Annotated in this window: 14 protein-coding genes and 1 tRNA gene; 8 read left to right on the top strand and 7 right to left on the bottom strand. The window is 53.1% G+C overall.

All coding sequences use genetic code 11. The annotated features are described in order from the left end of the window. The first annotated feature begins 40 nt into the window (after positions 1 to 40). Genes Q0W37_RS04000 through ftsZ form a run of 6 tightly spaced genes read left to right on the top strand, consistent with a single transcriptional unit; the run spans position 41 to position 7,411 of the window. Entirely contained in the window at positions 41 to 1,189 is a 1,149-nt protein-coding gene (locus Q0W37_RS04000) for an FtsW/RodA/SpoVE family cell cycle protein (RefSeq protein ID WP_297698999.1), read from the top strand. Beyond that, positions 1,186 to 2,268, top strand: a complete 1,083-nt coding sequence (gene murG, locus Q0W37_RS03995; protein ID WP_297698998.1) for an undecaprenyldiphospho-muramoylpentapeptide beta-N-acetylglucosaminyltransferase — start codon at positions 1,186 to 1,188, stop codon at positions 2,266 to 2,268. The genes Q0W37_RS04000 and murG overlap by 4 nt, the downstream gene beginning before the upstream one ends. Beyond that, positions 2,258 to 3,640, top strand: a complete 1,383-nt coding sequence (gene murC, locus Q0W37_RS03990; RefSeq protein ID WP_297698996.1) for a UDP-N-acetylmuramate--L-alanine ligase — start codon at positions 2,258 to 2,260, stop codon at positions 3,638 to 3,640. Before murG ends, murC begins: the two co-directional genes overlap by 11 nt. A gap of 9 nt (positions 3,641 to 3,649) precedes the next feature. Then, positions 3,650 to 4,492 (top strand): FtsQ-type POTRA domain-containing protein, encoded by an 843-nt coding sequence (locus Q0W37_RS03985; protein WP_297698994.1) that lies wholly within the window; start codon positions 3,650 to 3,652, stop codon positions 4,490 to 4,492. Beyond that, entirely contained in the window at positions 4,485 to 5,723 is a 1,239-nt protein-coding gene (gene ftsA, locus Q0W37_RS03980; protein WP_297698992.1) for a cell division protein FtsA, read from the top strand. Before Q0W37_RS03985 ends, ftsA begins: the two co-directional genes overlap by 8 nt. 35 nt (positions 5,724 to 5,758) lie before the next feature. Next, on the top strand, positions 5,759 to 7,411 hold the full coding sequence (gene ftsZ / locus Q0W37_RS03975; protein WP_297698990.1) for a cell division protein FtsZ: 1,653 nt from the start codon (positions 5,759 to 5,761) through the stop codon (positions 7,409 to 7,411). Positions 7,412 to 7,920: 509 nt separating this feature from the next. On the opposite strand, the gene Q0W37_RS03970 is transcribed toward ftsZ, so the two are convergent. Together Q0W37_RS03970 and Q0W37_RS03965 are read right to left on the bottom strand one after the other, a co-directional pair. Beyond that, the gene (locus Q0W37_RS03970; RefSeq protein ID WP_297698988.1) at positions 7,921 to 8,148 is read right to left on the bottom strand and encodes a hypothetical protein; all 228 of its coding nucleotides are present in this window, start codon (positions 8,146 to 8,148) and stop codon (positions 7,921 to 7,923) included. A gap of 143 nt (positions 8,149 to 8,291) precedes the next feature. Continuing rightward, positions 8,292 to 8,364 (bottom strand) — tRNA-Thr (locus Q0W37_RS03965). 107 nt (positions 8,365 to 8,471) lie between these two features. Between Q0W37_RS03965 and Q0W37_RS03960 the strand changes: the two genes are divergently transcribed. Beyond that, positions 8,472 to 9,155 (top strand): tetratricopeptide repeat protein, encoded by a 684-nt coding sequence (locus tag Q0W37_RS03960; RefSeq protein WP_297698986.1) that lies wholly within the window; start codon positions 8,472 to 8,474, stop codon positions 9,153 to 9,155. Between the two features lie 427 nt (positions 9,156 to 9,582). Here the strand turns inward: Q0W37_RS03960 and Q0W37_RS03955 are convergent, their stop codons facing one another. The 3 genes from Q0W37_RS03955 to Q0W37_RS03945 form a co-directional block, all read right to left on the bottom strand. Further along, positions 9,583 to 10,623 (bottom strand): rhomboid family intramembrane serine protease, encoded by a 1,041-nt coding sequence (locus Q0W37_RS03955; RefSeq protein WP_297698984.1) that lies wholly within the window; start codon positions 10,621 to 10,623, stop codon positions 9,583 to 9,585. 66 nt (positions 10,624 to 10,689) lie between these two features. Continuing rightward, positions 10,690 to 14,214 carry a hypothetical protein gene (locus Q0W37_RS03950; protein WP_297698982.1) on the bottom strand — a complete coding sequence of 1,175 codons (3,525 nt, stop codon included), beginning with the start codon at positions 14,212 to 14,214 and terminating at the stop codon, positions 10,690 to 10,692. A gap of 192 nt (positions 14,215 to 14,406) precedes the next feature. Beyond that, positions 14,407 to 16,476 carry a cellulase family glycosylhydrolase gene (locus Q0W37_RS03945; RefSeq protein ID WP_297698980.1) on the bottom strand — a complete coding sequence of 690 codons (2,070 nt, stop codon included), beginning with the start codon at positions 16,474 to 16,476 and terminating at the stop codon, positions 14,407 to 14,409. Positions 16,477 to 16,792: 316 nt separating this feature from the next. On the opposite strand from Q0W37_RS03945, the gene Q0W37_RS03940 reads away from it, so the two are divergent. Then, the gene (locus Q0W37_RS03940) at positions 16,793 to 18,208 is read left to right on the top strand and encodes a nitroreductase family protein (RefSeq protein ID WP_297698978.1); all 1,416 of its coding nucleotides are present in this window, start codon (positions 16,793 to 16,795) and stop codon (positions 18,206 to 18,208) included. A 1-nt stretch (position 18,209) separates the two neighbouring features. Here the strand turns inward: Q0W37_RS03940 and Q0W37_RS03935 are convergent, their stop codons facing one another. Then, positions 18,210 to 18,902, bottom strand: a complete 693-nt coding sequence (locus Q0W37_RS03935) for an LrgB family protein (RefSeq protein WP_297698976.1) — start codon at positions 18,900 to 18,902, stop codon at positions 18,210 to 18,212. Then, positions 18,899 to 19,327, bottom strand: coding sequence for a CidA/LrgA family protein (locus Q0W37_RS03930; RefSeq protein WP_297698974.1), 429 nt, complete (start codon positions 19,325 to 19,327; stop codon positions 18,899 to 18,901). Before Q0W37_RS03930 ends, Q0W37_RS03935 begins: the two co-directional genes overlap by 4 nt. Between the last annotated feature and the right edge of the window lie 356 nt (positions 19,328 to 19,683).

The following is a 19,683-nucleotide window of genomic DNA, read 5'->3' as shown; positions in this document are numbered from 1 at the left end:
GTTTTTTGAGTAGATGGAAAGGACGACAACAAATACGGGTATGAACAAGCCGCTTTTGCTGGTGGCGTTGTTGCTGATTTGTTTCGGCGTGGCCGTCGTTTATACGGCGTCGGCTCCTTTTGCGACGGGACATGGGCGCCCGGCGGAATTCTACATGATGGCGCACCTTCCTAAGGCCATTTTTGGACTGGTTCTTATGTTGGGACTTGCCCGTTTGGTCGATTATGGACACTGGCTTTGGCTTGGGCGTATCGCCTTTGGTATCGGAGTCATTCTGACGATCGCGGCCCTGATTTCTGGACATGGCGTCAAGGGCGCGAACCGTTGGATCTTAGGAATCCAGCCCTCTGAAATCATGAAGCTTGGTATGCTGATATGCGTTTGCGGAAAGCTTTCGCAGGCAGGGGATAACATCAAGAGTGTCGCCTGTACCTTGATTCAGCCGGGCATTTTCTTTGGACTGACGGCGATTCTTTTGGCCCTGCAGCCGAACTACTCCATGATGATCATGATTACGGCGATTGTCGCCTGCGTCATGCTTGCGGCCGGGGCGAACCTGAAATACATGGGTATCACGGCCGCTGCGGTGGTGCCGATTGCCGCGATGAAACTTTTGATGTCCACGCATTCCAGGGCGAGAATCATGGCGTTCTTGGCCGAAGAAGGCGAAATGACCGCTTCGAACTGGCAGGGAGATCATGCCTTGCAGGCGCTCGGTAACGGTGGCTGGCTTGGAACTGGCTTTGGAATGGGCGTACAGAAACTGGGATACTTGCCCGAAGCTCACAAGGACGTGATTTACGCGGTGATTGGCGAGGAATTCGGATTCCTGGGAACGGCCTTTGTGCTATTCCTGTTTGCGGTCATGTTCTCGCAAGGGTTCAATATTGCAAGGAATTCTTCGACTCGTTTCGGAAAGTACCTGGCGCTCGCCCTTACGCTTTCGCTGTTCTTTAACTTTGTGGTTCATGTCTGCGTTTGTGTGGGGCTTTTCCCGACGACGGGGCAGCCGCTTCCGTTCCTGAGCTTTGGCGGAACGAACCTGATTTATAGCTGCGTGGTGATTGGAATCCTTTTGAACATTTCCAGGCCGACCTCTGGACGTAGGATCAAGGAACCCTACATGAGTGGTAATTCGCTTTCGAGCAGCGTCTTTAGAAACTTTGACTTTACAAGGAGTGGCGTATGAAAAAGTTCCTTTTCGTATGCGGTGGAACCGGTGGCCATATTTTCCCGGCTGTAGCCATTGCGGATAGTCTTAAGAAAATGGGTGTGACTGACATTACTTTTGCCGGTCGCAAGGATTCGATGGAAGAACGCCTGGTGGCGCAAAACTGGCCCTATGAATATATTTCGGCCGTTCCTCTGCATCGTGGCCCGTTTTTGAAGAACCTCGCGCTGCCCTTTAACCTGTCGAAGGCTCTTGTTCGTGCCAAAAGCGTTATTAGGCGCGTAAAGCCCGATGTCGTGGTGGCAACGGGCGGCTACGTGTCGCTTCCGATCGTGATTGCCGCCGGTACGGCGGGCATTCCTGTCTACTTGCAGGAACAGAATGCGGTGGCAGGTGTGGCGAATAAGGTGGGTTCCCGTTACGCGAAGACTGTTTTTGTGACCTCCGAAGATGCGGCAAAGTTTTTCCCCGAAGGCCGTTGCATGATTTTTGGCAATCCGGTTCGCGAACTGCCGTCAGAAGATTCTCTGCCTCGCCCCGCTGAATTTGCAGAAGGCAAGAAGTCCGTGTTTATCGTGGGCGGTTCACAGGGTGCTGTCGGAATCAATAACAAGATTGAAGAAAGCATCAAGACCATTGCCGCCCGAAACGATGTCTCGGTCGTGTGGCAGGTGGGCGTGAAGAACGTGGATTCCATCAGTTCGCGCGTCGGTGAAGTTTCGAATGTGGCGATTCGCGGATTCCTGGATAACATTTATGCCTACATGAAGCATGCCGACCTGATTATCAGCCGTGCAGGTGCATCTGCCCTGGCAGAAATCCTTGCGTTCGGCAAGCCCTCGATTTTGCTCCCGTTCCCGCATGCGACTGCAAACCACCAGGAACACAATGCCCGCGTGGTGGAAAAGGCGGGGGCCGCCCTGGTGGAACTGGATTCCGACGAAAATCACTTGTGGGAAAAGGTGGAATCGCTGTTGGGTGACGAAAATCGCCTCTCTTCTATGGCTTCTGCCGCAAAGAAACTCGGTATGCCCGATGCGGCCGATAAGATCGCCCGCGTCATCCTTGAAAAGGAGAATTGTTTGAATGCAGATTAATGATTGTAAGCGTGTTCGTAGACTCCACTTTGTCGGAATCGGCGGAGCGGGAATGTCCGGTATTGCCGAGGTGCTCCACGAAAACGGATTCGTGGTGAGCGGTTCCGATATGGGCGAAAGCGCCGTCATCGATTACTTGAAGGGACTTGGAATCCGCGTCTTTTCGAAGCATGACGCCTCTAACGTGGCCGATACCGACCTCGTGGTTTATTCATCTGCTGTTCCGCATGACAACCCCGAACTGGTCGAGGCTCGCAACCGCCGTATTCCGGTGATTCGCCGTGCCGAAATGCTCGGTGAGCTGATGCGCATGAAGTACACGCTTTCGATTGCGGGAACGCACGGAAAGACGACGACCACCTCTATCGTGGGCCAAATCTGGGAAGAGGCTGGCCTTGATCCGACCATTATCGTGGGCGGAGTCGTGAAGGGTAAGGGTTCTGGCGCAAAAGTCGGCAAGGGCGATTATCTGATTGCCGAAAGTGACGAATTCGACCGCAGCTTCCTTTCGATGATGCCTTCTTCTGCGATCATCACGAACATTGACGCGGATCACCTGGATACCTACGAAAACATCGAGGATATCAAGGACGCGTTTGTACAGTTTGCAAACAAGATTCCGTTCTACGGACAGGTGATTGTCTGCCTTGACGACCCGAACGTGCAGCAGATTCTGGCGCGCCTCAAGAAGCCCGTGATTACCTACGGTTTTTCGCGTCAGGCGAAGTACCGCGTGGACAACCTGCGCTTTGAAAAGGGTTACCCTGTATTCGAGATTTTGAACGACGGTGCAAGCCTTGGCGAATTTAAGCTCCAGATACCGGGCCGCCATAACGTGCTGAATGCGACCGCCGCCGTAGCGCTCGCCATTGAAGAGGGTATTTCTGCCGACATCGCACGCAAGGCCTGTGCCGAATTCGAAGGCGTCAAGCGTCGCTTTGAATTCATTGGCGAAAAGAACGATGTCCTGGTGTTCGACGACTATGCGCACCACCCGACCGAAGCGACAGCGACCCTGCTCGGTTTCCGCGACGCTTTCCCCGACCGCCGCATTATCGTTGCTTTCCAGCCGCACCTGTTTACGCGTACACGCGACCAGCACGATGCCTTCGGTGGCGCGTTTGCGAACTGCGACGTGCTCCTGGTGACCGATATCTATGCATCCCGCGAAAAGCCGATTGAAGGCGTGACGGGTTCGCTCGTGTCGAACAGCGCTTCTGACCGTGGACACCGCGATGCGCGTTTCGTGGGCGACCAGCTGAACCTGCTTCCGATTCTGAAAGAAGAACTCAAGCCGGGTGATGTGGTGGTGCTGATGGGTGCCGGTAACATCTGGAAACTTGGCGAAAGAATTCTCAAGGAATGCCTGTAGGAGTAAGTGTTGAAAGAACGTAAGACCACATTGCTTGGCCGCCGCATAGGCACCAACGAACGCCTGCGTAAGCAGGAACGTGCTCGCAAGGTGAAGCACGGGTTTGGTTGCGTGTGGCACTGGTTCAAGCGTCGTGGCTGGATCCTGTGCATTGTCGTTGCGGTCCTTGCGACTCTTGCTGTTCACAACCGCTTTTACCTGCAGAAGTTCAACCCACTGGAGCTTCGCCACCTGCAGTATGTCGAAATCGACGGCAACCGTATGCTTTCCTGGGAAGACGTGATGCAGAATGCCCAGATTGAAACGGGAATGTTGATGTCGGAACTCCATGCGGATTCGGTGGAGAAAAACCTGATGCAGCTTCCGCTGATTCTTTCGGCGAAAGTCGAAAAGAAGTTCCCGTCGTCGCTGTACATCAAACTGCAGGAAGCCTCTCCGGTGCTTACGGTACTCGAAGGCGGAAAGGCGACGATCTATTCCGAAAAGGGACTTCCGCTCCCGTATTCGGTGGCGACTGCGATGCGGTTCCCTGTTTTGGAAGTGGACGCTCTCGACAAGGTCAAGATGATGACGCAGTTTCTGCTTTCGATGCGAAAGGAAAGTCCCGAACTGTACGAAAGGGTGTCGCAGCTCACGTGGTCCGAGGAAAACCGTGGAATCCGCGTGTTTTTCAGGGATGTCGGTTTTTCGACGCTTTTTCCTGCGGAAAAATGGAACAAGGATGTGTTTACGTTGTATGAATCCGTCGAAAGAGGATTCCCGAAAGATTTAAGATGTGCCGGTGAGGTGGATATGAGATTTTTTGGCTTTGCCTATGTAAGGAATTATGACAAGAGGTGTGTCAATGGATGATAGACAAGATAAGAAAAAAGAGGAATACATCTTTGGCCTTGACATAGGGGCTTCGAAGATGAACCTTTTTGTGGGCATTTCGGAAGGCGAAAATGTCCGTGTCGTGGAATGCGGAGACTTTCCGCTCAAGAATGCCGACGAGTATGACTCCGTAGTGGAAACGCTCCAGCAGGCAGTCCAGGTCATCGAGAGCTCTACCCGTGTCGACGTTCGCGATGTCTATGTGGGCATTGCCGGCAAGCATGTCCGTTCGTTCAGTTTCCAGGGCATCGTGACGCTTCCTACTGGCGAAGTGAGCGAAGAGGATATCGAAAACGTAAAGAAGCAGGCGAGTACGGTGCCCCCTTCTGCAGGTGAAATCATTCACGTGTTTCCGGGCGAGTATTCTCTGGACGACGAAGAACACATCCGCAATCCGAAGGGCCGCTCGGGCCGCCGCTTGGGGGTTGAAGTCCAGGTGGTGACAGCTCGCCAGAATGCAATGCAGAATTTGGCGAAGTGCATTAACCGTGCGGGCTTGAATGTCGCGGGCTTTGTGCTGGAACCTTTGGCCGCCGCCTATTCGGTGCTGACCGAAGACGAACGCGAATTGGGCGTTGCCCTTGTGGATATCGGTGCGGGTACTGCCGATGTGGCGGTATTCGTAAACGATTCTGTCCGCTTTACGACATCCATTGATTACGCCGGAAACGACATCACGAGCGATATCAGCCGCTGCCTCAACGTGCCGATTTCGCTTTCGAAGGCCGAAGAAATCAAGAAAAAATATGGAACGTGCGTCATTAGCAACTTGATCGAAGACGAAACGTTCCCGGTGCCCGCCGTGGGAAACCGTGGCGATGTTCGTTGCTCGAGAACGCTCTTGGCAAGGGTCATTACGGCACGTGTCGAAGAAATTTTCCAGATGATAGCAGAAAAGCTCAAGAAAAACCAGCTGGATGGAATCATCAACGGTGGTATCGTGCTTACGGGCGGATGCTGCGCCCTGGAAGGAATCGAGGATATCGCTTGCCGTGCCTTTGGTAAGCCGGTCCGAATCGGTCGCCCGAAGGGAATGAGTGGCATTCAGGAAGCCTACCAGAATCCGTCTTATGCGACGGGTATTGGTCTCCTTTACTATGCCAATAAGCAGCAACGCGAAAAGAAAAAGAGCGAAACGGGTGCGCAGATTGCGGTCTCTGTCAAGAAGGGACTCCAGCGCGTCATCGAAATCATCAAAACCTATTTGTAACAAAAACCAACACTCAACATCAGGGAGATAAACACATGAGTGAAACTGAAAACTTCAACTTCGAGATCAAGTCTCGCGTTATGGGCGAGGAACCATCCTTCAACAACGCCAAGGTCAAGGTGTTCGGCGTCGGCGGTGCCGGCGGCAATACCGTGAACCGCATGAAGCGTATGAACATCGAAGGTGTGGAATACTACCACATCAATACCGATGCCATGGCGCTCGACTTGAGCCTTGCCGACCACAAGATTCTGATCGGCGAAAAGACGACCCGCAACCTGGGTGCCGGTATGGATCCTGAAGTCGGTCGCAAGGCAGCCGAAGAAAATATCGACGAAATCAAGGAAGCCATGAAGGGTGCCGACATGGTATTCGTGACTGCCGGTATGGGCGGTGGTACGGGTACGGGTGCTGCCCCGGTGGTGGCAAACATTGCCCGCGAACTGGGAATTCTCACGGTTGCCGTGGTCACCAAGCCGTTCCGCTTCGAAGGTAACGCACGTTCTTCGATTGCCCAGAGGGGTATTACCGCTCTTCGCGAATCGGTCGATACGATTATCGTCGTTGAAAACAAGAAGCTCCTCACGCTTCTCCAGGCCTCGAATCAGAAGGCGACCATGGACGAAGCTTTCAAGATGGCCGACGAAATTCTCGGTAACGCCGTCCAGAGCATTTGCGGCATCATGTTCCACCATGGCCTTGTGCACGTGGACTTTGCCGATATCCGCAAGGTGATGCTCAAGGGCGGTTCCGCTCTCATGGGTACCGGTTACGCTCAGGGCGAAAACCGCGGCATCATGGCGGCCGACATGGCTCTTGCTTCTCCGCTTCTCGAAGACATCAACATCGAAGGCGCTTCCGGCGTGCTCGTGAACGTTGCCCACGGCGAAAACTACTCCTTGCTCGAACATAGCGACGCCATGGACCACATCTACGAAAAGGTCGGCGAAGAAGGCAACCCGAACATTATCATCGGCGACATTACCGATCCGGCACTCGGCGACAAGGTCTGCATCACCATTATCGCAACGGGTTGCGGTGGTACGGCAAAGGCCGCTCAGCAGCATACTTTTGCAAATACTGCCGTAAAGCCCCTGCCGCAGGATTTTATTCCGCGTCCGACGATGACGATGGGTACGCTTGGCCAGGCTCCCGTAGCCCCGGCTCAGGCTGCTCCTGTTGCCACGTCCGAAATCCCGACGGTGCAGAAGGCGACTCCGCGTCCGACCGGTTTCAACGTCTTTGATTTCGGCAAGATTCACGACGATGCGACCGCCTCGATTCCTTCTGTCACGGAAACTCAGGTGATGGCCTCTTTGCAGTCTGCCATGCTTGGCTCCCCGGCTTTCTCTTCTCCGACGTTTGACGCCAAGACTACAGCCGAAGAAGAAGTGGTGTCCCAGGGTTCCGATACGGCTGAATTTTCTGCCGTTGCCGACGAAGACCGTATGAACGGTGGCCGCGGTGGCGTGGAATCGAACAGCTTCAGTGCAAACGAGGCTCCGGCCTATGCAGCACAGAACGAACGTGACGTTCCGGCGTTCCTTCGCCAGAACAAGGCCGCTACCATGATGGAACCGGCCGTTGCAACTGCAACGCGTTCCGAAGCTGCTGAATCGGTGCAGGAAAGCGCGGTGGACTACCGTATGCCCGCTTACCTCCGCAACGCCAATATGAACAACTTCTAATGAAAGCTTGCTGAATGAATCGGCAGGACTGACTACGGGGTGAATGCCCCGGTAGGTTTTGCCGGATTTCTACAAGAATAACACACACACAACGGGTACGCGAGTGCGTACCTACCACAACACAAGGGGTTACCTGGGACTCCCTGCCTAGGTAACCCTTATTGTATGGTGTTGTATTTTTAAGGCTCCGCTACTGCGGAGCCTTTTGCGATTCCACTTTTTAGAATGGAAAAATCAACCGATATACGGTCCTTCAAATAGGGCTAGGCCAAGTCTTTTTCGGATGACGTTCGTTTCGTCATTTGGGTCAACGTTGCTGCCTTGCATAAGCATAGTGCGGTGCTTCAACTGAATCACTTTTATTTCGGGATGTTTTTCTCCATATTACAATCCTCTATGGTTCAGAATTATCCCAAATCGTGCGTATGCGCTTTTAATCTGTTGGCCTGCGGTGACCTTCTGTTTTTCATTTTCAGTAACGTTTATCCTTGTAGCATCCTCGATTTCTTTTACAGTGATTTCCCCTGATAAAGAATGGTCTTTTCATCAATAGCACTGAAAAGTCCATGCGGGAGTCCAGTTACTTCCCATGATGTAATCCCCTCATAAACGAAACCGATTGGATGAATGGTTAAGCCTGCATCGATGGTTTGATCCATGTCTCCATAATCATCATCTAATTCAAACTTAAACGATTTTTCTTCACCCTCCGCAACCGCAGCTGTCACGACGAACAAGGCAAAAACCAGTGCTATAATCTATTTCATATAGTCTTCAACTGACGGACAAATATAAAAATATTGAAACATATCAACAATGTGAAAAATGTCTCGCCGACATTATAAAAAATCCCATTCCTTACCGGAACGGGACTTTTTCGAGCCACCCAGCAGATTTGAACTGCCGACCTGCTGATTACGAATCAGCTGCTCTACCAGCTGAGCTAGAGTGGCATGGTAGGCCAAAATTAGTAAATCAGGGCTGTTTTGTCAAGGTCTGCTGACAATACAATAAAATTTTTCTATGATTGGAACACAAAAATTTAACATGGACGCTAAAAATGGCTAACGAATCGAATACCAACAATTCTGAAATCAAGGAATTTTTTGTCGCACATGGCTCCAAGGTCGTGGCTGCCCTCGTGGTGGTGATGGTCATTGTGGTGGGCGTGGTGCAGTTCCGCGACTACCGTAAGGCTGCCGCCGCTGAACAGGCCGAACTCCTGGGCCCCGGCATGACTCTCCTTTATGCCGACCAGAAGGATTCCGCCCTTGTGGAATTCGAATCCAAGATCAATTCCGGCAAGCTGAGCGGAACGGCTCTTGCAAAGGCCGCCCTTTATGTGGGCAACATCAAGTACCAGGCCGGTGACTTCGATGCCGCAGCGCTTTTCTTCCAGAAGAGCCTTGACAATGCGGGCTCCGTGGCGTTGGTTCGTTCTGCCGCTATGCATGGTCTCGCTGCCGTGAAAATCGAAAAGGGCGACTACTCCGCCGCTGCCGGTCTCCTGGAAAAGTACGTCGGCGAATTTGCCAAGCGCACTGGCGACAAGGAAGACCGTTTCCAGAAGGATGAACCGGTAGACGAAGTCCCGATGGTGGCCGACGCCATGTGGAAGCTCACGCTCGTCTATGATCAGCTCGGTGCTGCCGACAAGGCTAAGAAGACTGCCGAACGCATTCTCGAAGTCTACGGCGATAACCAGAACTACGCCGACAAGGCTAAGAAGTTCCTCGCTCTTTAATCGCGGAATCCCGCATCAAGGGATGCGGGGAACCTCGGTTTAATTTTTGACGTACTTCCGTGAAAGACGAAAGGCGACTCTAGAGAGCCGCCAGTTTTTTTGTATCTGCTTGCTTCGGTAAATGAGGGTCGCTCTGGATTTTTTTGCGGACTGCGTTATCGGCGCCCCTACTCTTTCTTTCGATACTTTGTATGTTTATTTTTACTGATAAAATAATAATTTTGTAATACTTTGTTCGATGCAATTTGTTAGATTTAAGCTAACATTTGAAATTTGGACAAAGAGTACGGACGGTCATCGAAAGGTGGCCGTTCTTTTTTTCACCTTGTGGAGGCGCTTAGCCCATTGTGTCATTCCCGATCAAGTCGGGCGGACAGCACTTAGAGCTTTGCTCTTTAGTGCGCATGGCCACCAGGGTGGGAATCTCCTATAAAGCTAATTTCCAACTAATCATGTATAGCGCATAGTAGAACACTAGGCCGATTCCATCGGTTGCGGCAAGTGGCGTTCCCCAGCGTAGGCTTTTCTTGCTCGGGATAAACCCGCAGAAAAGCCCCGCGACAAAGCCGTAAGCGTGTCCGAGAATATCCGCGTTTTCACCGAGTCCAAGAAACACGGCGAGCGAGGTTGCTCCAAAGAGCGGCGCGAACCTGCGGAGCAGTCCGTGCGTTTCCTTGGGCATCAGCCTAAATTCAATGACTGCAAGGCATCCGATGGCGGCGAATACGAAAGTCGAAAAACCAAGCGAACGGAAGTCCGTCTGCACCGTGAGCGAAACGCAAATGTTGGCGATGGCTGCCGCGATGGCGATAAAGGGGGCCAGTCGCAAAAGTGGAATGCGGAACGTAATCATGTTCATGACGATGTATCCGCAGAGCAGGTTCGAGGCGAGGTGCCGAGTGTCGCCGTGCAAGGTCTGTGCCGTGAGTGAACGCCACCATTCCCCTTTAAGGACCTTGCCGGCGTCGGAGATTCCACGGGAGTGCAGGCTGATTTTGTCCGAGAAATCAATCAGCGTGAAAATCACGGGCGCAAGCAGAACCCATAGGGGCTGCAGGCTGAAGCTGAGCGGAATCGGCGGATTCTCTTCCTTGGGCGGATTTTCCTTTCGGTAAAGGGCGAGCTGCACACGTGCGCGGTCTTCGTGTTCGGGCAGAATGAAAATCTGGAAAGGTCCTTCGATGGTGCGGAAAAGCCTATGCGAAATTCCCTGCGAAAGTAGCACCAGGCTGTCGTCGCGAATCTGCCGGAACGTCCCCTCGGAAATGCAGACGGTTTCAGGGTACTGCAGCTCTTCGGCGTCGTCTGTTGCCGTGTTTTCGGTTCCGGAGCTTGGCTGGATGCTTTCGGGCGGGTGCATTCCCGGTCTGTTTACGGTTTCACCCGGTTCCTTTTCGGAATCTTTGTAGTACACTTCAGAGGGAGTCCGCATGTAGCGCGGTCGCAGCGGCGACATAAAACGTGACATGTGAACCTCCTTGTGGTTGGCTATTTTCAACTATTGGCAACCGCATCTGCGGCTACAAATTCTTGGCTACTGCCAAGAATTCGCAAACCCCATTCCGATGGCAAACTTGATGCGGGTGGGAGCGATGCTTTCGGGGATGACGGGCAGGTCGATTGGTGTAAGCTTTTGTCCTCCGTGCAGGTTTTCGTCTTCGCCAATACGGTTCAGGCCGCGGGCGAGCGTGAGCGAAATGTCGAACGGGGTGCCGTAGAAAATCCTGTTGCTCATACGCAGGGAAAGTCCCACGGAACGGTCCCAGAACCGGTGGTCGGTCAGCTTGTCGTTGTCGAACCACTTGCCTGTCCAGGCGGAGCCGATCTGCGAGAAAAGGTCTACGTAGAAACTGCGAGTCTCGAAAATCCAGGCCCCTTTGCGCCAGTCGTCGTAGACGGGGAAAAGGTAGTGGAGTTCGGCAATGGCGGTGCGCGTCCCTGCGAGCGTGTAGCTTTCTGAGCTACGTAGGTAGGGGTAGCCTTCGAGGAATAGCGGATTGTAGTAGTAGGAGTCGAGCGTGTCTTCCTTGGCGTCGGTGCTCCAGTGGAATATTCCGCCGATCTTTGCGCCTGCGGCAAGGCGCGCCCCGGTAAGCGGGCTTTGCAGACTTCCGTAAAGGTTCAGGCCGATTTCGTTGATGTTGAAGTTTCTGTACTTCGGCTTTGCGAATCCGCTCGAGGTGATGACGAAACTTTCGGCAAATGTCCCTGAGCGGGAAAGGTTCGCGTTCGAGTACTGGTAATAGAGGCGCAGCCCGTTGCCTTGTCCGCTGATTTCGGAACCTTCGGCGTGGTCGCCGTAAAGCCCGAAGGCGGCAAGCGCGCTCAGGCGCTTTTGGTAGGGCCAGTCGAAATTTTCTTCGTAAAAGTTCAGGTTCGCCCAGTCGTAGCCGAGAGCCACCTGCATGGTGTCGATGCTCTTGAAAAGGCTGTATCCGGCGGCACCGACAATCGACTGGATGGTGCTTGCGTTGTGACTTGTGTAGAGGCTATCGCCGTTGTTCTTTTGCACGTCTTCGTTGCGGACGGTGTCCTTGCTGGTGTAGTTGGCGTAACTGTAGCTGAGGGCGAGGTCCAGGGGAGTACTCTTGTTTTCCCAGGCGACAAAGAATTCCTTTTCTTGCCTGGGGTTGAGCCCTTCACTGTTGATGTAGTCGAAACCGTTTCCGAGTTCGAGCAAAAAGCCGATCTGGACCATGTTTTTCTTGAGGGCGTCGGCAAGGATAACGGCAAGGCCAGCCTTGACCTTGAGCTTGCCGTCGCCAAGTACGGTGAGGTCGGGGGCGTTTTCGCTAAAGACGAGCATCGGAACGAATAGCGGAATGTTGGGAATCGGGCGGTAGTCGCGTTCGACGCCCGCAAATTCGATGTCGCCGATTTCGAGCGGCTTTTCGATGCGCTGGGGGAGTGTCCCGTGGAGCGTGATGGTAGCGGGTGCCGGTTTCTGCGTAACGGTCCGAGTGGTATCGGTGATTTTGATGGCGCTATCGCGGAGGGTGACGACCGGGGTACAGGCTACGCTAGAGTCGGGGCGTTGCGGGGTGTCCCCGCTCGAAGGGGTAGCTTCTGCTGTGGCAGAAGCGAGGGGAAGGCTTTCCCCTCCTTCTTCTATTTTGCAGCTGGTGTCAGCCAATTGGATAATGCTGTCTCGTTCGGTGAGGGTGATGGTCGTGTCGTCGATGAGCGGGGGCGTGCTGTAGCTCATCTTGTAGAGCGAAAATCCGTCCTTGTCGTATTCGGTAAAGTAGAGCGTGTCGCCTGCGAGGGCCGGGGTGAATGCGCCGCCGACAACATTAGTGAGCGGACGTTCGGCTCCGGTAGAAAGCGTCTTTTCGATAAGGTTGAAGATTCCGTTCCTGTTGCTTGAGAATACGATCTTGTCGTTGTCGATCCAGTTCACGTCGCGTTCGTCGAAACCTTCGGTGGAGACGATTTTCATGTTCTTTCCGTCGCTGTCGATAATCGCAATGCCGCGGGTCTTGTCGTCAAAGAAACCGAAGGCAATCCGCTTGCCGTCGGGGCTGAATTTAGGACTGTAGATGTTGTAGTAGTCGAACTTGGAATCCGGTACGAAAATGTCCATGGGGTCTTCGACGGTGTAGTCGGTCAGGTCCTTCGGGTAGGGCACCTTGGAAAGCTTGAAGCGTGTGCTGTAGGGTTCGCGCATGGCGAAGACGACCGTGGTTCCTTGGCGGTCGATGGCGGGGTAGACGGCGTCGGCGAGGTAGGTCACCGAAACCATGTTCTTGTTCGTGTCGCTAATGGCGATGTCGAAGTGAGCGTGTCCGTCTTTGTCCCTGTTCTGGTAGTTTACGTAGGCGAGCATCGGCCCTTGTACGCTGTCTTCGTAAACGTCGATACCCTTGTCGAGCCAGGCTTTCTTGAGCTTGAATCCGTGCTTTGCGTATTCGGAAATGTCGATGGTCTCGCTTTCGTTTTCGACTTCGATTTCGCCGATTTCGACACCGTCGATCGTGTTGCTGGAATCCTTCGTATCTTCGGTCGGTTCGGGCTTCTTGTTGATTTCCATCTTGAAAACGCTTCCGTCAAACCAGTCGCCCCCGAAGTTCGAAACCCCGTACAGGTGGTTCCCGGTGATGACGGGGAAATCCTGCCAGAAGGCGTCTTCGGTCATCTTGGTACCTTCGACAAGGGTGCCCAGGCTGTCGCGCTGTGCTTTGTACTGCGCGGTGATGTCTTCTTTCCACTTGTCGTAGAGTTCCTGTTCGCTTAAGCCGAGAACTTTCTGAATGGCGCCGTCGAGCGTGAGCCTATGGTATTTCGACATTTCGTGCCAAATTTTGGGAACGGCGTCTTCGCCGTATTTTTCGCTGATGTAGCGCACAAGCGAAAAACCCTGTGTATAGGGGCCGAGTTCGGCAAACAGCGAATTGTCCGAAAAGTCGTGCATGTAGGGGAGCGTGAGCAGGCTGTCGTTCAGGGCCGCTACGCGGAGCAGCATGTCGCGGTGGGTGTCCCAGGCGTCAAAGCCCATGCGGCTCGATTCGTACTGGGCGGTACCTTCGGCAATCCAGAGCGGCTGCAGCGTGAAGGGAATCGCAGTCGCGAAATCCTGCGTGGTGCGCTCGTTGTAATAGTCAGTGTAGGTGATCTGGAAACCGTAAAGGCTCGGGCTGAACTTGCTTGCGTTCTCGATACTGACCAGGTGGCTGAATTCGTGTGTCACCACGTCCGAAAGCCAGCCGTGGCTGCTACGGATCTTGAAATCCCAGTTGGTGAGCCAGAGGTTGATGGAATTTTCACTTGGGATGGCGTTGCCGTTACTGTAGAGCGCATTGTTGAGGGTTGCGTTCACGCGGCCGGGCAGGTCGTGGTGGTAGCGGTTTACGACGGAATCGTAGACGGCCTCGGCGTAGGCGGAAACCTTGGCGGCGTGGGTGGAGTATTCAACAGGGTAGATAAAGTTGAAGTGGTCTGTTCCGGCGGTTTTCCAGCGAATGTCGCTGTTGTTACCGTAAAAACCTGTGGCGAAAGCGCTTGCCGTCGTCAAAAAAAAGAAAATGAAAAATACCCAGAGGTTTATAGATTGCTTCGTCACTTCGTTCCTCGCAATGACGTGTGAGGCGCGTCTCAGGCTTGTTCCGAAGTCGTGTTCACGTCATGGCATCAAATATCCTACAATATACAAAATACGCCCCTGCCTGAACGTAAAAAGACCGCCCAACCTTATTGCGATTGGGCGGCCTAAGGAGCCTAAATCTTTTGATGTCTAGGGAGTTTCCCTAACGGCTTACTTTTCGAGTCCGAAAGCTTCGGCCATGCCGTCGATAAGCTTGGTTCCCTTGACGCTACCTGCGGCAGATTCGAAGAGCGAGAAGCCTCCGGTGTAGCCCCAGTGAGTGAGCGGGATCTGGAGCGTATCGCTGATTTCTCTCATGGCGGTCATGTAGTTCAGCACGGACTGCGGATCGCTTTCCAGGTTGTAGGCGCCGAATTCGTTGATGATGACCGGCACGTTGTTCCTGACGGCCCATTCCTTAGCCGGAAGGATCAGGTTGAGGATAGCTTCCTTGTTGCCGTTCTTGTAGTAGTTCTTGACGGCGCTCTTGACCCAGGAGGCGGTGGACTTGTTCACGCCGAAGTCGGCGCTGTATTCAGACCATTTTGCCGGATCGTAGGGGAACATCAGGCCCTTGATGGGAGCCGTTTCGGACCAGTTTGCACCCTGGTGCGTGAACACGAACGGTTCGTAGGTGTGCACGGCGTAAACGACGTTGTCATCCTTCAGCGGGTCGCCTGCGGCAAGGTGCTTGATGGCGTACCATTCAGCATCACCGAAGATAATGGTGTGCTTCGTATCGACCGTACGGATGGAGTCGATGTCTTCCTGGGCGGCCTTGCGCCAAGTTGCAGACGGAACCTTACCGTTGCTCATGTCGGGTTCGTTCAGGAGTTCGAAGAAGATGTCTTCGCGTTCGTTGCTGGCGAAGTGGGTGGCAACGTGCTTCCAGACGTTTGCCATCATCTTCGTGTAGTTCGGGTCTTCGGCACTGGTGGCGTTATAGCTGTTGTCGTATTCGTGGTAGTCGATCACGAAAGACATGCCGTGAGCTCCGGTCCATACGGCGAAGGAATCGAGGACGGCGAACAGGTTTTCGTCATCGAACGTGAGTTCCTTATCGGTGCCGGCAACGAATTCGTCACGGTTGGTGGCGTAGTGGTCGAGGTCGATGGGGAGACGGAGCGACTTGATGCCGTTGTCGGCCATCAGCTTGATGTCTGCTTCGTCGAACTTGAACGTGCCCTTGAAGAGAGTCTTGTCTTCTTCAAGCCAGTTGGTGATGTTGATGCCCTTGTTCAGGTACTTCATCGCCTTTTCCTGGAGCGGGTTGGAAATAGCGACATCGCCGATAACGACTTCCGGGATTTCGGGTTCGTTGATGGTCATGTCGGCCTGGTCCTTTTCGACTTCGCTCGTATCTTGCAGATAGATGTTATCGATAAGGACGGAGTCGATCTTTCCGTCGCCCTTGGCCTGGAAACTGATCTTTTCGATGTGGGCGGGGTCGAATGCTACTTTCTTACCCCAGCCACCCTGCGTGAGATCCTTGAAGCGGATGACTGCCTTGGTCCAGGCGGCGGCCGAAGGCTTGAGCTTTGCTAAATGGACGTCGTAGTCGGTCACGTCGGAAGTTTCGATGTGGACTTCGTGAGCACCTCCCTTGTACCAGTAGGTGATTCCGCCAAAGCGGCTGTAGTCTACGTCTGTATCCAAGGTAACGCCCCAACCGACGTAGGGGTCGTATGCGTATTCGCCCTTGTCGAGAGCGTAGTAGACTGCCCATGCATAGTTGGTTCCGTTATCAGTCTTTCTGGCAATCGGGTAACCGTCTTCGCCGACGGGAGTCTTGATTTCGGATGCGCCGTCGCCATCGGAACCGCCGTTGTTGTCGTTATAGGTGTACCAGTAGAATTCACCCTGCAGGGACTGGTTGTCACCATCTTCAAAGTCGTCAATCAGAAGCCCCTTGCCTTCTTCCTTGGGAAGGGTGATGGAAGGTTGGATGTCGGCTGCTTCTTCGGGCATCACGACCTTGCTTCCACCGTTTTCGGTGCTAGAAGTGTCCGGCGTGACGATTGAATCGGCAGGAGTTCTTGCCGTGTCGGCCGGAGTATTCGTAGAGTCGCCGCTCGGAAGCGGATTGTCCGGAATGGAATCTGTCGGGGTGTTGGTGGAGTCCGCCGGAGTCACTTCTTCGGATTCGGGAGTGCTGCTGCTAGAGGAATCGCCTCCGCAGGCGCTCAAGAACGAGAGTGCCGCTGCAGAAAGGAAAATGCTTGTTTTGGTTTTGAAATTCATCTTGACCTCATTTTTGTTTGCTCTTTATAAAATTAAATCGGTGCGAGGCAAAAAAAAAGGATTTCTGTGCAATTTGCGTTTACGCAAGTAAACTCTTGAACCGTGTGCATTGCTTTTTTTTATTACATGCGACCGTTGCCGAAACACTCCTTTTTACCCTTTTGCCCTTAAATCTATCCTCGAAAAATAAATATGGTTCTAGGAAAATAGCTTATTTTTGTGTCAGTGTATCAATTGTTTTTTTTGCGCGTTCCCTAACCACCAACCACTAACCACCAACCACCAACCCCTGCCCCCTATTTACTATCTTTACTTTATGCGTTTTTTCTCCGAGAACTATCACAAGTCCATTTGCTTTGCCCGTAAGGAAAAGCCCGTGGAATTGCATTGGGAAACGCAGAAAAATCCCGACCGGCGTTACCTGAAATCGAACAGGATTGACTTGCACAAGGGTGAATTTCCCGCGCTCGATTTTATTTCGGGCGACAATTTATGTCCGGTGGGTGTGTACGTCGTGGTGCGCCAGCGCTCCATTCCCGATGGCGTGTACGCCTATGATGCTGCAGGCCGTGGCAAGGCCTTGGATTCGGCAGGGCAGCTGGTTCGCATCGGCGGTAAGGACGAAATGAAAAAGATCGTGGCGGCTTTCCCCGACAAGGACTTTGCAGAAGAAGCTCCGCTGCTCTATATTTTTACGGGAATTTTGGAACGTTCCGTTTGGCACTTCAGGGAATCGGCTTATGCCCAGGTGATGCAGGATGTAGGGGCTTGCGCAGGTAGCGTCATGTTGCAATCTAAATCCAAGGGTGCGAAAGTCTTTGCCTTGGGTGGCTTTGTCGACGACGAAATCGCGATTGTACTTAATTTGTGTGCAACGGAGGTTCCTCTTGCCGCCTTGGCTGTATTCCCCGAGTATAGCGAACTTGCGTTTGATTCGGCAGACGAGGGCGTCGGAGAAACGGCCTATTCCAACCGTAGCGAAATGGATTTTGCCGCAGGCGACTTGACGGAGTTGCAAGTGGCTGATGGTTCTGCCTCTTACGATGCCTCGCGGTATTCGGCTCTTTTTATGCGGCAGAACCGTGCAGAAAATATTACGGATCTTTCGAAGTGCATCCGCATTCGTAGGCTTTCGGCTCAGGCGCTTCCTGGCGACGAATTTCCGCTCACGCCCGCAAAGTTCGATGTTGCTCATTACCTGAAGTCGCTTAAGGATACCGAAATTTCTTCAAGAAATTTTATGCCTTTCAAGAAAGTTTCCCTGGACCTGGATGATTTTTCGAGTATGCTCCGCTGGCTCGAGGCCGGACAGATTCATTTGTTCGGAGCGGGACTCCTGAAAATCTGGGTGGTCGCTTTTGACGTGATGTTTGTGTACCCCGGCGTTTACCGCTACGTGCCTGTACGCAAGTCCATCTACATGCAGTCGGTGGCGGTGAATGTTAAAAAGTTCGCGAAATGCCATTCAAGCCCCGAAGAAGCCGATAACGTAGCCTTTGCGCTTCTGTTGACGGCGGACTTGAACGAGTCATGCAATCTGCTCGGGGAGCGAGCCTACCGCTATATGAACCTGAACGCGGGCTATATCGCGCAGTCGATGCTTCTTTCGGGAAATATGCTCCGGAAGTCGGTGCGTAGCGAACGTTTCTTTTTTCATGACGATCTTAGAAAGCTGTGCTACATTCCCGAAAACGAAAGCATAGTCGCCGAAATCCTGGTGGGAAAGGCGTAAATTATTCGATAATGCTGATGATAATCGGGGCAACGACGGCTGTAAATAGCCCAGCCACACCGATAGAAAGGCTGCTCATGGCGCCCTGAACTTCGCCCAGTTCCATAGCCCTGGTGGTGCCGAGTGCGTGGCTTGCTGTACCGATGGCGATTCCCTGTGCCACCTTGTGCTTGATGCGGCAGAACTTGCATACGGCGGGGGCGGCGACGGCTCCCGTGATACCTGTAATGGTGATGGCGATAATCGTGACCGAGGGAATGCCTCCGATTTGTTCCGAAACGACAGAACCCATGGGAATCGTGATGGATTTGGGGAGCAACGAGAGCATGAGGGTATCGCTGAGTTTTATCAGCCTGCTCACGACGATGACGCAGGCCATCGAGGTGAGGCTCCCTGCAAAGATTCCCGCGAGGATTGGCTTCCAGAATTTTTTGAGGCTTGCAATTTGCCTGTACAGCGGAACCGCAAGAACAACGGTTGCGGGCGAAAGCAGAAGGGAAATGTAGTTGCCGCCAATGTTGTAGCTTTCGAGGCTGATTCCCGTGGTAAGCAAGAAGCCCACGATGAGGATGTTTGCAATCAGCAGCGGGTTCAGGAAGGAATACTTGAATTTCTTGCTGATGGCAACACCGATTTCAAATGCAACGAGTGAAAGCAAAATGCCGAACAGGGGGGAGTTTATGATTTCGTTCATCTTGCAACTCCGTCTGTATGGTTACGGGCTGCTGCCCGCTTGGCGAGGCGTTCTGCACGGCGCGCCAGGTTTTCGCGGTATTCCTGCTTGCGGATGAGAATTTGCGTCATTCGGCCACCGACTGCGATGGTGACGAGCGTGAAGGCTATGCACAGGAACAGGAGCAGGTGCCATTTGGAAAGGACGTCGTCGCCGACGGCCATAATGGCGATGCTCGGGGGCAAGAAAAATAGCGCAAGGTGGTTCAGGAAAAAGCTTGAAACTCCGGAAATTTGTTCGGGCTTAAGGACCTTGAGGCAAAGGAGAATGAGCAACAAGACCATGCCGATAATATTCCCCGGAAGGGGAATGCCCACGATGCGGTGAAGAAATTCCCCGGCAAGGCAGATGGCGAAAATGACGGCAAGTTGAAGCGGAGTTCTCATTTCGCGCCCAAATGTAGCAAATTACAGCATCTGTCATCCAAAAGAAAAGACCAGGTCTTCGACGTTATGATGAGCGGGAAAAGGGTTTGACGTCTCGCCAGAACCCGCTACGCGGCTGGCTCGCCGCCCTCCGGGCTTATCGCTGCGCTCAAAGTCCAAAATTCTTTTCACGGGCTAACGCCCACAAAAGAATTTTGTCGAACCCTCTTCTCGGGTTCTCAACCCATTTGCCATACTGGTAAAACAAAAAGACCAGACTTTAGCTTTTCTTAGAAGGAAAAGGGTTTGACGTCTCGCCAGGACCCGCTACGCGGCTGGCTCGCCGCCCTCCGGGCTTATCGCTGCGCTCAAAGTCC

The sequence above is a fragment of the uncultured Fibrobacter sp. genome, assembly GCF_947166265.1.
Classification (GTDB): domain Bacteria; phylum Fibrobacterota; class Fibrobacteria; order Fibrobacterales; family Fibrobacteraceae; genus Fibrobacter.
Note: the sequence above shows the minus strand (reverse complement) of the source record. Positions and strands in the feature narration are given on the sequence as shown.

What these genes read in the sequence shown, in the direction of transcription:
- Q0W37_RS04000 (WP_297698999.1), top strand. Translation starts at nt 41, where the DNA reads ATGAACAAGCCGCTTTTGCTGGTGGCGTTGTTGCTGATTTGTTTCGGC.
- murG (WP_297698998.1), top strand. Translation starts at nt 1,186, where the DNA reads ATGAAAAAGTTCCTTTTCGTATGCGGTGGAACCGGTGGCCATATTTTC.
- murC (WP_297698996.1), top strand. Translation starts at nt 2,258, where the DNA reads ATGCAGATTAATGATTGTAAGCGTGTTCGTAGACTCCACTTTGTCGGA.
- ftsA (WP_297698992.1), top strand. Translation starts at nt 4,485, where the DNA reads ATGGATGATAGACAAGATAAGAAAAAAGAGGAATACATCTTTGGCCTT.
- ftsZ (WP_297698990.1), top strand. Translation starts at nt 5,759, where the DNA reads ATGAGTGAAACTGAAAACTTCAACTTCGAGATCAAGTCTCGCGTTATG.
- Q0W37_RS03960 (WP_297698986.1), top strand. Translation starts at nt 8,472, where the DNA reads ATGGCTAACGAATCGAATACCAACAATTCTGAAATCAAGGAATTTTTT.
- Q0W37_RS03955 (WP_297698984.1), bottom strand. Translation starts at nt 10,623, where the DNA reads ATGTCACGTTTTATGTCGCCGCTGCGACCGCGCTACATGCGGACTCCC.
- Q0W37_RS03945 (WP_297698980.1), bottom strand. Translation starts at nt 16,476, where the DNA reads ATGAATTTCAAAACCAAAACAAGCATTTTCCTTTCTGCAGCGGCACTC.
- Q0W37_RS03940 (WP_297698978.1), top strand. Translation starts at nt 16,793, where the DNA reads ATGCGTTTTTTCTCCGAGAACTATCACAAGTCCATTTGCTTTGCCCGT.
- Q0W37_RS03935 (WP_297698976.1), bottom strand. Translation starts at nt 18,902, where the DNA reads ATGAACGAAATCATAAACTCCCCCCTGTTCGGCATTTTGCTTTCACTC.
- Q0W37_RS03930 (WP_297698974.1), bottom strand. Translation starts at nt 19,327, where the DNA reads ATGAGAACTCCGCTTCAACTTGCCGTCATTTTCGCCATCTGCCTTGCC.